The sequence below is a fragment of the Hymenobacter sp. IS2118 genome, from assembly GCF_000715495.1.
Lineage (GTDB): Bacteria > Bacteroidota > Bacteroidia > Cytophagales > Hymenobacteraceae > Hymenobacter.
Genome location: NZ_JNLX01000167.1, coordinates 17420 through 31603 on the forward strand (window position 1 = coordinate 17420; position 14184 = coordinate 31603).

Annotated in this window: 10 protein-coding genes and 1 other RNA gene; 7 read left to right on the plus strand and 4 right to left on the minus strand. The window is 60.8% G+C overall.

All coding sequences use genetic code 11. From position 1 onward, the window contains the following. The first annotated feature begins 333 nt into the window (after positions 1–333). From GM79_RS17520 to GM79_RS17530, 3 genes are all read left to right on the plus strand, one after another. Positions 334–2967 carry a DUF5916 domain-containing protein gene (locus tag GM79_RS17520; protein WP_081867850.1) on the plus strand — a complete coding sequence of 878 codons (2634 nt, stop codon included), beginning with the start codon at positions 334–336 and terminating at the stop codon, positions 2965–2967. 95 nt (positions 2968–3062) lie between these two features. Continuing rightward, a complete protein-coding gene (locus GM79_RS17525; protein ID WP_035566509.1) occupies positions 3063–3857 on the plus strand; it encodes a HipA family kinase in 795 nt (264 codons plus the stop codon). After that, on the plus strand, positions 3835–4218 hold the full coding sequence (locus GM79_RS17530; protein ID WP_035566512.1) for a DUF3037 domain-containing protein: 384 nt from the start codon (positions 3835–3837) through the stop codon (positions 4216–4218). Before GM79_RS17525 ends, GM79_RS17530 begins: the two co-directional genes overlap by 23 nt. 15 nt (positions 4219–4233) lie before the next feature. On the opposite strand, the gene GM79_RS25055 is transcribed toward GM79_RS17530, so the two are convergent. Continuing rightward, the gene (locus GM79_RS25055; RefSeq protein WP_152560059.1) at positions 4234–4419 is read right to left on the minus strand and encodes a hypothetical protein; all 186 of its coding nucleotides are present in this window, start codon (positions 4417–4419) and stop codon (positions 4234–4236) included. A gap of 209 nt (positions 4420–4628) precedes the next feature. Further along, positions 4629–4892 carry a hypothetical protein gene (locus GM79_RS25060; protein ID WP_152560060.1) on the minus strand — a complete coding sequence of 88 codons (264 nt, stop codon included), beginning with the start codon at positions 4890–4892 and terminating at the stop codon, positions 4629–4631. Between the two features lie 214 nt (positions 4893–5106). Here GM79_RS25060 and GM79_RS17535 point away from each other — a divergent pair, with 214 nt between their 5' ends. Together GM79_RS17535 and GM79_RS25820 are read left to right on the plus strand one after the other, a co-directional pair. Beyond that, a complete protein-coding gene (locus GM79_RS17535; RefSeq protein WP_081867851.1) occupies positions 5107–9363 on the plus strand; it encodes an IPT/TIG domain-containing protein in 4257 nt (1418 codons plus the stop codon). Between the two features lie 89 nt (positions 9364–9452). Then, positions 9453–9656 carry a PID-CTERM protein-sorting domain-containing protein gene (locus GM79_RS25820; RefSeq protein WP_035566518.1) on the plus strand — a complete coding sequence of 68 codons (204 nt, stop codon included), beginning with the start codon at positions 9453–9455 and terminating at the stop codon, positions 9654–9656. Between the two features lie 146 nt (positions 9657–9802). Here GM79_RS25820 and GM79_RS26575 read toward each other — a convergent pair whose 3' ends face one another. Then, on the minus strand, positions 9803–10105 hold the full coding sequence (locus GM79_RS26575; protein ID WP_081867852.1) for a transposase: 303 nt from the start codon (positions 10103–10105) through the stop codon (positions 9803–9805). A 42-nt stretch (positions 10106–10147) separates the two neighbouring features. Continuing rightward, positions 10148–10519, minus strand: a transfer-messenger RNA (tmRNA) gene (ssrA, locus tag GM79_RS23880). 322 nt (positions 10520–10841) lie between these two features. Between ssrA and GM79_RS17545 the strand changes: the two genes are divergently transcribed. Both GM79_RS17545 and GM79_RS17550 read left to right on the plus strand, forming a co-directional pair. Continuing rightward, positions 10842–12917: a DNA polymerase III subunit gamma/tau gene (locus tag GM79_RS17545; protein ID WP_035566521.1), complete on the plus strand. Its 2076-nt coding sequence runs from the start codon at positions 10842–10844 to the stop codon at positions 12915–12917. Between the two features lie 449 nt (positions 12918–13366). Beyond that, positions 13367–14179, plus strand: a complete 813-nt coding sequence (locus GM79_RS17550) for an IS5 family transposase (protein ID WP_051719022.1) — start codon at positions 13367–13369, stop codon at positions 14177–14179. Positions 14180–14184 lie beyond the last annotated feature (5 nt).

Genomic DNA, 14184 nt, shown 5'->3' on the forward strand with positions numbered 1-14184 from the left:
CAGTTTTCCCACGAAATCAGGCGCCAGCAGCCTTTGATTTGGATTGTTCGCGTCTAAAAATAAGGGTTTTGGATTAATGGATGCGGTTTTTGCTAGCACTGGCTGAATAGTAGTTTCAGGCAACGGGGCCGGGCATTATCGGGGAGAAGGGCTGCAACCCGCCTCGTCGATGACAGGGGCGCTGGCCGGCATTTGGTGAGTGAAAAGGCCACTTGCGCCCGCTCGGCCCCGCTGCCTGAAACTGATTTTCATCCACAAGCAGCCCGCCATAGTCCTGCGCGTCCTTGTTCGCTTTTCTTTCTCTCCTTCTTTCTGCAAATCAGTACCTTTTTTATGTTCCTCACCTCTATTCTGCGCCCTTTTTTTCTGCTTTTAGGGTTGCTGGCCCTGGCTTATGCACCAGCCAGGGCCCAGGCGTCTGCCGCCGGCCAGGATTCCGCTATGGCCACGCTGGCGCCCAAGCGCCAGCTCGCCGCCCTGCGCATGACGCAGCTCATCAAGCTCGACGGCGTGCTCGATGAAGCCGTGTGGCGCGAGGCCGCAGTCGCCACCGACTTCATTCAGAACCGGCCCAACCCCGGCCCCCACGAAAAGCACCCCACCGAAGTGCGCGTGCTCTACGACGATGCCGCCATTTACATCGGGGCCGTGATGCACGACGTGTCCACCGATTCCATCCCGCGCGAGCTCACCGACCGCGACAATTTTGGCAATACGGACTTCATCGGTGTCTTTTTCGATACCTATCAGGACAAGCTCAACGGCTACGCTTTTTTCGTGACCACCGGCGGCGTGCAGATGGATGCCCGCTACTCGCCGGCCAGCGGCGAAGACTTCGCCTGGAACGCCGTGTGGGAAAGCCGCACCGCCCTGCGGGGCACCGATTGGGTGGCCGAAATACGGATTCCGTACTCCGCGCTCCGCTTCAGCACGGCCGAAATTCAGCAGTGGGGCCTGAACTTTATGCGGCAGCGCAAGCGCGAAAACCAGGCGTTTTTTTGGAACGAAGTGCGGCCCGGCGTCGATGGTTTTGTGAACCAGTGGGGCGTGCTCACGGGCCTGCGCGACCTCAAGCCGCCGCTGCGCCTCTCACTCACGCCCTACGTTTCGACTTACGTCGACCACTACCCCTTCAACGAGCAGGGCAAGAAAAACGCCAGCACCAGCTTCAACGGCGGGGCTGATGTGAAGTGGGGTATCAACGAAAGCTTCACGCTCGATGCCACGCTCGTGCCCGATTTCGGGCAGGTGCAGAGCGACAACCAGGTGCTCAACCTCTCGCCGTTTGAAGTGCAGTTCAACGAAAACCGGCAGTTTTTCACCGAAGGCACCGAGCTATTCAACAAAGGCGGCTTGTTTTACTCGCGGCGGGTGGGGGCCACGCCCATCGGCTTCGGGCGGGTGGGCGGGCAGCTGCGCAAGGGCACCCGCGAGGGCGACGGCGAGCGGCGCGGCGGCGAGTTCGTGGTGGAAAACCCCGGCGTGACGCGCCTGCTCAATGCAACTAAGGTGTCGGGGCGCACGAGCAAGGGCCTGGGCATTTTCAATGCCCTGAGCAACGACGTGTACGCCACGGTGCAGGACAGCACCACCGGCGCCCGGCGCGATATTCTTACCCAGCCGTTCAGCAACTACAGCATCGTAGTGCTCGACCAAAGCCTGAAGAACAACTCCTTCGTGAGCCTCATCAACACCAACGTGACGCGCGCCGGCCGCACCTACGACGCCAACGTGACCGGCGGCCTGTTTCGCTTCGCCGACAAGAAAAACGCCTACGCCATTGATGGCCGCATGGTGTACTCGCGGCGCCGCGGCACGGCTTTCGGCAGCGAGGAAAAAATTGACGACCAGGACGGCTATAAATACGCCGTGGGCCTGTCCAAAATCAGCGGCAACCTCACCTGGAGCCTCAACCACGGCATTGAGTCGGACACGTACAATCCCAATGATTTGGGGATTCTGTTCGGCAACAACAATATTTCGCAGTCCGCGCAGGTTGTTTACCAGAAGTTCAAGCCTTTCTGGAAGGTGAATAACTTCTCGGTTTTTTCGGTCATCACCCAGACGCTGCTCTACAAGCCCACGCGCTACCAGGCCCTCAGTGGGTATTTGGGGGCCAATACGACGTTCACCAAAAGCTTCATCCAAACCGGATTTGATTTTAACGTGGACGCCGTTTCGCACGACTTTTTCGAGCCGCGCACCCGGCCGTTGGGCAGTTATTTTGTGCGGGTGCCGGGCAATGCTCGTCTGGTCTGGTTCCTGGATTCGGATGGCCGCAAGAAGTTCTTTTACGGCTTCAACGCGGGCCTGCGGCACTACAACCACGACGACCGGCTGCCCCGACCCCGGCGCCAGACCTACAGCTTCGGCGTCTACCCGCGCTTCCGCGTCAACGACCACCTGTCCTTCCGCTACAGCATCAACTGGAGCCTGGACGTGAACCAGATTGGCTACGTGAACGGCGGCCTCGACGGGAGCGAAGCGCTGGACCAGCCCATTATCGACCTGTTGAGCAGCGACTTCCGCGCCGGCCGCGGCCCCGTGGATGCGCTGCTGGGCCGCCGCGACGTGGCCACGGTATCGAACGTGCTTTCCACGGCCTACACCTTCACCAACCGCATGGCCTTCACGCTGCGGGTGCGCCATTACACCAGCAACGTACGCTACAAGGATTTCGCCCAGTTGCGGCCCAACGGCCAAGAGCAGCTGGTGACCTACGAGCGCAACCGCGACAACACCTACAACGCCTTCAACGTGGACGCCGTGTACTCGTGGTGGTTCGCGCCGGGCTCCCAAATCAGCGTGGTGTGGAAAAACGCCAGCGCCGATGAGCTGTTTGCCGACCGGGCCACGCCGCAGTATTTCGACAACTTCACCAGCACCATCAACACCCCGCACAATAACTCGGTGTCGGTGAAAGTGCTGTATTACCTCGATTACCTGGCGTTGCGCAAGAAAAAGTAGGGGAGGAGGTTTCGGAAATGGAAGTAAGCCGTCATGCTTCGACTGCGCGGCCTGTAGATGAAGCATGACGTTCTTTGTGGCGTAACTACTTCCCTATGCCGGCAACCAGTGCCCTCGAACTCCGAACCGTAGCCGTGACGCGCTACGTGACCCCGCTGCGCGAGGGCGGCTCGCTGCCCGCCTTGGTCGAGGCCGACGACAACTTCCTGTACGTGCTCAAGTTTCGGGGCGCGGGGCAGGGCGTGAAAGCCCTTATTGCGGAGCTGATTGTGGGCGAGCTGGCCAGGTTTTTGGGCCTGCGCGTGCCGGAATTGGTATTTTGTGAGCTCGACGAAGCCTTTGGCCGCACCGAGCCCGACGAGGAAATCCAGGACCTACTGCGCGCCAGCACCGGCCGCAACCTGGCGCTGCACTACCTCTCGGGCGCCATTACCTTCGATGCGCTGGTAACCACCGTGGCGCCGCGCCTGGCCTCGCAAATTGTGTGGCTCGACTGCCTGACCCTGAACGTGGACCGCACCGCCCGCAATACCAACCTGCTCATGTGGCACAAGGAGCTGTGGCTGATTGACCACGGCGCCGCCCTCTACGCTCACCACGCCGGTCCCGACTGGGCCAAACCACGCCCGCGCCCCTTCCCGCAGGTGAAAGACCACGTGCTGCTGCCTCAGGCCAGCGAGCTGGCCGAAGTCGACGCCAAAAGCCGCGCCAAGCTTACGCCTGAAATCCTCCGTGCCATCGTGGCCCTAGTGCCCGACGAGTGGCTTACCAATGGCGACGCGCCCGCCGAAGCACAGCGCGTCGACTACGTGCGTTTCCTCGAAACCCGCCTGGCCGCCGCCGAAACCTTTGTTCAGGAAGCCCAAGATGCCCGCAATGCACTTATTTGAATACGCCGTGTTGCGCGTGGTGCCTTTGGTGGAGCGCGAGGAATTCCTGAACGTGGGCGTGGTGCTCTACTGCCGTTCCCTCGGCTTCCTACAAACCCGCTTTCAGTTGCCCGAAGCCAAGCTGCAAGCCATAGCCCCGAGCCTGGACCTGGCCGAGGTGCAGGCCCGCTTGCAGGCTTTCGAGCGCATTTGCCAGGGCCGGGCGGCCGGGGGCACCATCGGCCAGTTCGGCACGGCCGAGCGGTTCCGTTGGCTCACTGCCACCCGCAGCACCATTGTACAAACCTCGCCCGTGCACCCCGGCCGCTGCGCCGACGCGGCCGAAACCCTGGCGCGGCTGTTCGCGCAGCTGGTGCACTAAAAGTACGGGCTGCTCCTACACGAAGCGGGTGGCCGGTCGGGGCGTCAGCGCATCAGGCTTCCGAACCGGCGTACTGTTGAGCAGGCCCACCACCCGAATGCACCCGTTAGGAAACGCTGCGGAACGCTGGAGGATGCTACGTTGCCGCTCGTTCTGGTAAAGAGCTTCGCGGTGCGTGCCTAGGGTGTGAAAATGGTGCACGCCACCCTACGGCTTGGGGACTATCGTTTGCCGGGTCCGTTGGGTACTTCGATGGGCTTTTTCGTCAGAATCGCTGGTAACACGACGGAAGCTTCTTCTATAAAATGGAAAAAACAGGCCTTTACCAGCGAATAAAGAAATTGAATTATTAAAATATAGTATAAATTAAAAAATAGCTAACTTATTTGTATTGTAATATATTCAAAAAACTATCTGAACGTTATTTTTTCTTCGGGTGGCTTGTCTTGGCAGACATTGAGCTGAAAAGCTGCGCAAAGGGAGGATTTGTGATGCAGCATAACCAAAAGTTTATTTGAATATAAGTATTTTTTAAACAATGCTTTGCAAAAAGAAAGAAAGCACTTCGTGCTGAGCGTAATCGAAGCATCTTGTTCGGGCAAGTAGTTGCCGGCAACCAACGACTGAAGTAATGCTACACGCAGGATGCTTGTACTGCGCTCAGTATTACGCATTGATAAGTCAAATTAATGTTCCCGGTTTATTAATACAAGTGCATTTCCATTATTGGGAATACTCTCCGAAATTAGGAAACAATCACAGGTAAGAGACGGATATAGTTGCTTGAACGCAAGAGGGTTGACGTTGTTCGGCAGGCATTGGTGCATGGATTGCTAATAAAAAAAAGACAAAGCTTTCCTTTTTATTTTCACTTCATTTCCTCGCTTTATGCTGCAGTCTTTTACTTTCCTGATGCAGTTTATGCATTCGGTACCACGGCGGGTTGCATCTGCGATGCTGCTGCTCTTGTTGCTAAGTACCCTAGCGGCGCGGGCGCAGAGCCCCACCATCACGGGGTTGTCGGTCACCTCAGCTACGGCAGGCTCAGTGGCCATCCCGCTGACGCTGACCGGTACGGGTTTTAGCCCCCTCATCAGCGTGGCGCAGTTTAATGGTATGCCCTTGGTTACCACGGTGGTGTCGACTACTCAGCTCACGGCTGTCATTCCGGCGGCCCTGCTGGCGTTGCCCAACTCAACCAATAGCATTAGGGTGCTGAATCTGGCTCCAATTGGTGCGGGCCTGCTCTCGGAGCCCGTCAATTTTGCTGTGAACGCGGCCCTGTGCGTAGCGGTGAGCACGCCCCTTATTTCGGGCGTTGTCAGCACGTCCATCGACGTGGGTATTCCCGCCGGAAGTAGCACCACAGGCCCTTACGTGATACGCGTGACGCCGCTGCTGGGCGGCGTGGTCGTGACGGCCAATGCTACCGTGGCCGGTACCGTGAGGGTGCCCGGCCTGCTGCCGAATACGACCTACCTCGTGACGGTGACGGGTACCTGCCCGGCTGCTGCCGGCGGCGGCACCAGCCTGCCTTCGCCGGGGGTAAGCGTGACCACGGGTTCGGCCGCTGCTACGCCGACGCTGGAAACCGTTGTACCCAACCCGGTTACGGCTGGCACCTTTGCCACGCTCACGCTCACCGGCACAAATTTCGTGGTGAATGCCACCACCGTCAATTCCAGCGGCGTAAGCTTACCGGGTACGGTGACCAGCCCGATGAGCCTGACGGTTACCCTGCCAGTACCTGCCACGCCCACAGCCGTAAGCGTGCCCGTGACGGTGACCACGCCCAACGGCACCAGCAACGCCGTGTTACTTAATGTGACGCCCGCCGCCGAAGCGGGCGGCCCCACCCTGACGAGCATCAGCCCCGTCAGCCTAACGGCCGGCCAAACTACGGAGGCAGTGCTGACGGCGAACGGTGCCAATTTCGGGCCCGCCAGCACGGTGTTATTCAATGGCATGCCGTTGACTACAACATTTGTTTCGACTACGCGACTCACGGCTACTATTCCGGCGGCGTTGCTGGCCGAGCCCAGTGCCGTGAATGCCATCACGGTTTTGAACCCTGGGCCCGACCTGATATCGAACCCCCTGAACCTTGCCATTACTGTCGCCGTGTGCGTGGCGGTGAGCACGCCCATTGTTTCGGTCATCTCCAGCACGTCCATCAACGTGGGTATTCCGACCGGGGGCACCACCGGTGGGCCGTTTCTGGTGACGGCCATACCCTTGCTGGGTGGCGCAACCGTGACTGCCAACGCCGCCGTGGCTGGTAACGTAGAGGTGTCGGGTCTGCTGCCGAACACGACATATATCATCACCGTAAGCGGTACTTGCTCGTCCGCGGCCGGTGGCGGCACTAGTCCGGCATCGCCGGGGGTGAGCGTGACCACTGGTCCGGCTGCGGCTACGCCGACGCTGACCACCATCGCGCCCAACCCGGTGCCGGCGGGGCAAACCACGAGCGTAACGCTCACGGGCACGGGTTTCGTGGCGGGCGCGACTTCGGTAAACTTCAACGGCACGAGCCTGACGGGCACGGTGGCCAGCGGTAGCACCACGAGCCTGACGGTGAGCCTGCCCGTGCCGGCCTCGCCCGCACCCACCAGCTACCCGGTGAGCGTGACCACGGCCAACGGCACCAGTGGTCCCGTGCTGCTCAACGCCCTGCCTGCTCCCACGCTGGCGACCATCAACCCGACTAGTATTCCGGCGGGCGAAACCACGACGGTGACCTTCACGGGCACGGGCTTCGTGCCGGGCGCTACGGTAAGCTTCGATGGCACAACCCTGGCCACAACTTTTGTTAATACCACGACTCTCACGGCCAGCATTCCGGCGCCAGCGGTCACAGCGGCCGTTGTTTTCCCGGTTTCGGTGAGTACGCCCGGTGGCACCACCGGCACCCAGCCGCTGACAGTAGCGCCGGCCGTGGCCGCCGCTCCGACCTTGGCCACCATCGCGCCCAACCCGGTGCCGGCGGGGCAAACCACGAGCGTAACGCTCACGGGCACGGGTTTCGTGGCGGGCGCGACTTCGGTGAATTTCAACGGCACGAGCCTGACGGGCACGGTGGCCAGCGGCAGCACCACGAGCCTGACGGTGAGCCTGCCCGTGCCGGCCTCGCCCGCACCCACCAGCTACCCGGTGAGCGTGACCACGGCCAACGGCACTAGCGCCAATGGCACACTGAACGTGACAGCGGCTGCGGGCCTGGGCAATTTGGTGGTGAGCACGCCCCAAACCATTTCGGGCGCCTATAACAACGTGACTGTGACGGGCACCGGCGTAGCCACGGTGGGCGCCACCCTGACGGTGAGCGGCACCCTCACGGTGGAGTCCGATGGCGTACTCATCAGCAATTGCCAGCCGATTGTAGGTCCCGGCAATTTCCTGCTGGAGATGGGAGCTACGCTGTTCATCTGCGACGAGGCCGGCATCTCGACGGCGGGCAGCAGCACCGGGTCGATACAACTGAGCGGCACGCGCACCTACAGCGATGACGCCCACTACGTGTACAACGGCACCGCGCTGCAAATTTCCGGTACGGGCCTGCCCAACCGGGTGCGCAGCCTGGAAGTGAACAACGGCAACAACGGCGTGACCCTGACCAGCGGCCTGAGTGTAGCCCGCGTGCTGCGCCTCACCAACGGCAGCCTCAACACCGCCGCACAGCCGCTCACACTACTGTCGTCGAGCGCCGGTACGGCCCTCATTGTCAATGAAACGGGTGCCGTTGATGGCGCCGGCACCATGCAGCGGTACATCGAGGCCAGCCTGAATGGCGGGCGTGGCTACCGGCACTATTCGTCGCCGGTGAGCACCACCCTCGACGACCTGCGCACGGCAACCTATTCGCCCATCTACAACCCGGCTTATAACACCCAGGGAAACACGGTAACGCCCTTTCCGGACGTGTATTTCTACGATGAAAGCCGCATCACGAGCACGGCTGGCCCCAGTTCCGCGGCGGTTTTCGACCTGGGCTTCATGACGCCCCAGAATGCCGCCACGCCGATGGAGGTGGGCCGGGGTTACGCAGTGAATATTCCCGGAACCGAGCTGGTGGATTTCATGGGCTCGTTCAACAACGGCCCGGTGGTGAAAAGTGGGCTGACCCGCGGTATGCAGCCGCAGTCGGGCTGGCAGTTGCTGGGCAATCCGTACCCGTCGCCCATCAACTGGGGCCTGCTGTCCGCCGCTAATTTCCAGAACGTGGACCGGGCCGTGTACGTGTACAGCTCCAGTGGCCGGTACACGGGGTCTTACCGCAGCTTCGTGAACGGCATCGGCGGGGCGTCGCAGCAAATTGCCGCCGGTCAGGGCTTTTTTGTGCGGGTAAGCGAGCCAGGCACGGGCAGCCTGAGCCTGGATAACGACAGCCGCGTGAAGACTTTCGCCCCGTCGCCGGTGTTCAACCGCGGCACGGCCGATACCCGGCCGCAGCTGCAGCTACGCTTGCAGGGCACGGGTTCGGCGGTCGATGACACCTACGTGTATTTTGAGCAGGGAGCCATGGCCGGTTTCAGCAGCTCGCACGACGCCTACAAACTGTCCAGTGGCACGGGCGCGTCGCTGGCTTCGTTGGCCGAAGGAATTTTGCTGAGCATCAACGGTCTGCCTGTGCTCATGGCTCGCACGACCGTGCCCTTGGTCCTGAGCTTGTCGCGGGCTGGCGCTGCCACCCTTCGGGCCGAGCAGCTGCTCAACTTTAGCCCCGATGCTGCCGTGCTGCTGCACGATGCGTTGCTGAATACCTATACCAACCTGAGCACCCAGCCCAGCTATTCTTTCACGGCCATGCAGGCCGGCGACCAAGGCACCCGCTTCTCGCTGCTGTTCAGGCCGACGACTATCACGAGTGCCCACACCGGCCTCACATCGGCGCAGATAAACGTCTTCCCCAACCCCGCGCACCAGAGCTTCACGCTGCGGCTGCCGGCGGTACCCGCTGCCAAAGTACTGAACGCCAAGCTGCTAAATGCTTTGGGCCAGGTGGTGCAACAGCGTACGCTCCCGGTTACGGCCGGGGGCACCGAAGCTCGGTTCGACGTGCAGGGCCTGCCGGTGGGCGTGTATACACTCCGCCTAACTGCCGGCGGCGCGGCACCTGTGGTGAAACGGGTAGTTATCGACTAACAACTGCCATCTTGTACCCGTCGGGCTGGCTACCAGCTGGCTCGGCGGGTGCTTACTGGCCTTTTTTCTCCGTTCTCAGTCTTAACACGATGAAAAAGCACACGAATTATACTATCCTGCTGGTCATGGCATTCAGTTTCCTGTTTTTGGCCGGAGACGCGCTTGCGCAGCCGGATACGGGCGGTCCCGGCCCCGGTACGGTGACCGTACCTGTCGACGGCGGTGCATCGCTGCTGCTTGCGGCGGGCGCGGCTTACGGGCTACGGCGCCTGCGCCAGCGCCGGAAAGCTTAACCCCGCGGCTCCGCCGCCCGTTTTGGCAAGGCCTTCTCCGTCTGGGGGAAGGCCTTGTTTGCTGAAGGTTTCGCCTAAGCTTGACTTTCGCCTCCGGCTGCCCAAGCCAACGCTTCCTGTCAGGTATGGAGTTGGTGGGGGTATTTTCAGCAGAACAGTTTCCTGGGGCGAGGTGTCAAAAATGGTTTCGGCCCATGAATGGCGCCGTATGCAGGCCAGCGCCTCACTAAAGAGCTGTTTAAGTTAGCGTTTTCAGACAATTCGCCGAATGTTACATAGCAATCCAGATAACTCCTCGTTTCTAACCAAGGGTTTATATTTTCCCGCGTTCCGTTTTTGCCCCATTTTGTAAAGTGATAATGGCCAGTGTTCCAGAAGGGAAATCCGCTTGGTAAATCGCGCCAGCCGCAGCCGTTTTTCAGGACGAGGCAAAAACAAAAAAGCCCCAAATCATACGATTTGAGGCTTTTTGGTGTAGTCTGTTCATCAGACGGTGGAGATGCAGGGATTCGAACCCTGGTCCAGACAAGGAAATCAACGTGCTTTCTACGTGCGTATCCAGACTTGAATTTTCATGGCATCTCAGGCGTCAGTCAGGCCCTTGAGATTCCCCTAGCTGCAGTGGAGTTTCGCCCCCAAGTCACAGCTCCTTGAAGACTATTTTCTACTTACGACGCTCCGAACTCCCAGGTGTAGAAACTTACCCAGGCGGAACGATGGCATTACCTAATTCTAAACTAGGCAGCCATGGCGTACGAATAGTCGCCGGTTGTTGTTTGATAGATTTTTTTACAGGAGAGCTTCCATCAACTCCTGGCACGCTTACCCGCAATTTGCGCGAGCTGTCAATTCCGGTCATCCCCAAATGGTAAAGAACGAGTCCCGCATAACTGGTTAAGGCCAGACGGGCCGCAAAGGTACGCGGTACAGCCGGAACGGCGGGGTAGGAGGGAAGGTTTCCGGTGGGAAAGGTGTTTATGAAGAGAAGTAAGGAGGAGGGTGGAATAAAATAACAGTCATACTGAGCGCAGCCGAAGTATCTCTACCGCTTCGTTGCAAGCAGTGAATTAGTTACACGGTAGAGATGCTTCGGCTGCGCTCAGCATGACCGTCTGGTGGCCTTTCGGTTATGCTCTCCCGCTTCCAAAGCCGCCCGTTTCTGGGTAACTTTGCTACCCATAGCTTATGGATAATTTCGTCGTTTCGGCCCGCAAGTACCGTCCTTCCACGTTTCGCAGCGTGGTGGGGCAGCAGCACGTCACCACCACGCTGCAAAACGCCATTCAGAGCCAGCACCTGGCCCAGGCATTCCTGTTTTGTGGCCCGCGCGGGGTGGGCAAAACCACCTGCGCCCGCATCCTGGCCAAAACCATCAACTGCACCAACCTCAGCCCCGAAACCGAGGCGTGCGGGCAGTGCGCGTCCTGCGTGGCTTTCCAGGAAAATGCCTCCTTCAACGTGCACGAGTTGGATGCGGCCTCCAACAACTCGGTCGAGGATATCCGCTCGCTGGTGGAGCAGGTGCGCTATGCCCCGCAGGCCGGCAAGTATAAAATCTACATCATCGACGAGGTGCACATGCTCTCGAATGCGGCCTTCAACGCCTTTCTCAAGACGCTGGAGGAGCCGCCGAGCTACGCCATATTTATTCTCGCCACCACCGAGCGCCACAAGATTATTCCCACCATCTTGTCGCGCTGCCAGATTTTTGATTTCAGCCGCATCAAGGTGGAGGACATGCGCCAGCACCTGCGCTACGTGGCTACCCAGGAAGGCATCACGGCCGAAGACGACGCCCTGCACCTGCTGGCCCAGAAGGCCGACGGCGGCCTGCGCGATGCCCTGTCGATGTTCGACCAGATGGTCACCTTCGGTGGCAACAACCTCACCTACAAAGAGGTGGTGCAAAACCTGCACATCCTCGACTATGACTATTATTTCCGGCTGGTAGACAGTCTGCTGAGCGAAAACCTCTCGGCCGCGCTGCTTTTGCTCGATGAGGTGATGCAGAACGGTTTCGACCTGCACAATTTCGTGGTGGGCACCGCCGAGCACCTGCGCGGCCTGCTCGTGTGCAAAGACGCCGTGACCGTGCAGCTGCTGGAAGTGTCCGACGGCATCAAGAAGCAGTACGTGGCCCAGGCCCAGGCCGCGCCGCTGGCCTTCCTGCTCTCGGCACTCAACCTCATCAGCCAGTGCGACCGGGAGTTTAAGCAAGCCAAAAATCAGCGCCTCCACGTCGAGCTGGCCCTCATGAAGCTGGCTTACCTGAATGGGGCCGTGCAGTTTGTGCGCGAGCTAAGCCCCGCCACGAACGGCGAGGCTAAAAAAAAAACTAGCGACGTAAACAATGGGGGAGGAGTAACTTCCGGCGCTTCCGATTCGGCCAGCGGCGGCCACGCCCAACACGCCCCGGTAGCCGCCGCCGCTGCTACAACTCCGGCGGCCTCATTCGCTGCGCCCGCGGCCTACGCTACCGAGTCGCCGGCTGCGTCTTACCAGGCCGCTCCGCGCCCGCCCGTCGCGCCCGTTGTGTTGCCCATGCCGGCCGGGGCGCCCGTCGCCACCGGCCCGGCCCCGGCCGACGGTCCCGACCCGCTGCCCGTCGAAAACGGCGTGGAGGAGCTGCACGACACGCCCAGCATCGAGGCTGACCTGGCCGCTGCCATCACCGAGCGGCACCAGATGCGTGACACCCTGCCGCACGTCGAAATCGGGGTGCCCAGCTTCGAGGGCATCGAGCCCACACCCCGGCCCACGCCCGCGGTGGCCTTTGCCAAAATGCCCAGCCTGGCCAGCAAAATGCCCAGCTTGAAGAGCCTCAGCAGCAAGCAGGCTGCCGGTCCGGCTGCTACGGTCACAGCCGAACCGCAGTTCAACACCGGGCCCGTGGCACCTATTGAGGCGGACCTGTTGCAGCGCGTGTGGAAGGAGCTGGCCGAGGAGCGCCGCGCCCAGGACCGCATGAGCGAGTACTGGGTGCTGAACCGCCCCGTGACTGCTAACGCCGAGCACAACATCGAGCTTGCCGTTGACAATCCCATTCAGGTGGACCAGTTCAACGAAATGCGGGTGGAGTTCCTTGCCGAGCTGCGCCGCCGCACTGGCCACCCGCGCCTCACGGTGCAGCCCGTTCTGACGGCTGCCGCCCCCACCGCTAAGAGGCTCTACACTACCTCGGACAAGTTCGAGTACCTGGCCGAGCGGTTTCCCGCCCTGCGCGAAGCCAAGCAACGCTTGGGGCTGGAAGCCGACTATTAGGCAGTGTTGCAGAAGTAGCCAGGTTTTTTGGTTTGTCATGCCGAGCGTAGCCGAAGCATCTCTACCACGCAACTAACCAATTCTAATAGGACTTACCCACTCAGGCGTTGGCGTGCGTCTCCGACGCGTTGCTCGCTGGTTTCGCGTCTCTGACGCGCGGGGCCGCCGCGACCAGCCGGCGCGAACGACGGCGTTTGGAAACGCCAAGCCCGGAAGTCACGCGTCGGAGACGCGCGCCAGCGCCTGACTGCGTAAGTCATGTTTAGTATCGCGGTAGAGATGCTTCGGCTACGCTCGGCATGACGGCCTTTTAGCTACCGTTACTGTTGGCAGCATGCTTAGAGCCTATCCGGAAAATAAGGAAGTTGTAGCCGAGCGCGAGAATTTTGGGGTTACCACACCTAACAAATTTCCCGTTGCGCCCGACTACAACCGAATACGAAGCTACCATACACGCCGATTTTTTGCCTTCTCCCGCACTCTGGGCCGCCGCTGAACCGCTGCTGCCGGAGCCGGCCAGCGGCCTTGGTAAGCGCGGCCGGCCGGCCGCCTGTAACCGCCAAATGTTTTTTGCCATCTACTATATTTTGGTTACGGGGATGCAGTGGAAGGCCTTGCCGCGGTGCTTGGGGGCAACCTCCACGGTCCATGACCGGTTCCAGCAGTGGGCCCAGGCTGGCGTTTTTAAGCGGCTTTGGACCAGCGGCTTGGTGCAGTTACAGGCCGAAGGCCGCCTGGATTGGGACTGGCAGTGTCTGGATGCCTGCCAGACCAAGGCCCCGCTTGGCGGCGAGGCCGTCGGCCCCAACCCGACGGACCGGGGCAAGGGCGGCGTCAAACGCCACGTGCTGACCGAGGCTCAGGGCTTGCCCGTCGGCGTGGCCGTGACCGGAGCCAACGTCCACGAAGTGACGCAAGTACAGGCCGTACTCGATTCGATGCCCGTGCTGCCCCCACCGGCCGAAGGCGATTTCGCCCCCGGTTTCTGCGCCGACAAGGGCTACGACGCCGAGGCCATTCGGCGCCTACTGGCCCAGTGGGGCTACCGGGTGCACATCCTGAGCCGGGGAGAGGAAGCCGACAAATGCCGCACCCCCGGCTACCGCGCCCGTCGCTGGGTCGTCGAGCGCACCCACGCCTGGTTCCACCGTTTCCGCCGCCTGCTCATCCGCTGGGAAAAGAAAGTCGCCAACTACGAAGCCCTCCTCCACCTGGCTTGCGCAAACACCGTCTGGCGACACTCCCTCCTATTTTTCGGATAGGCTCT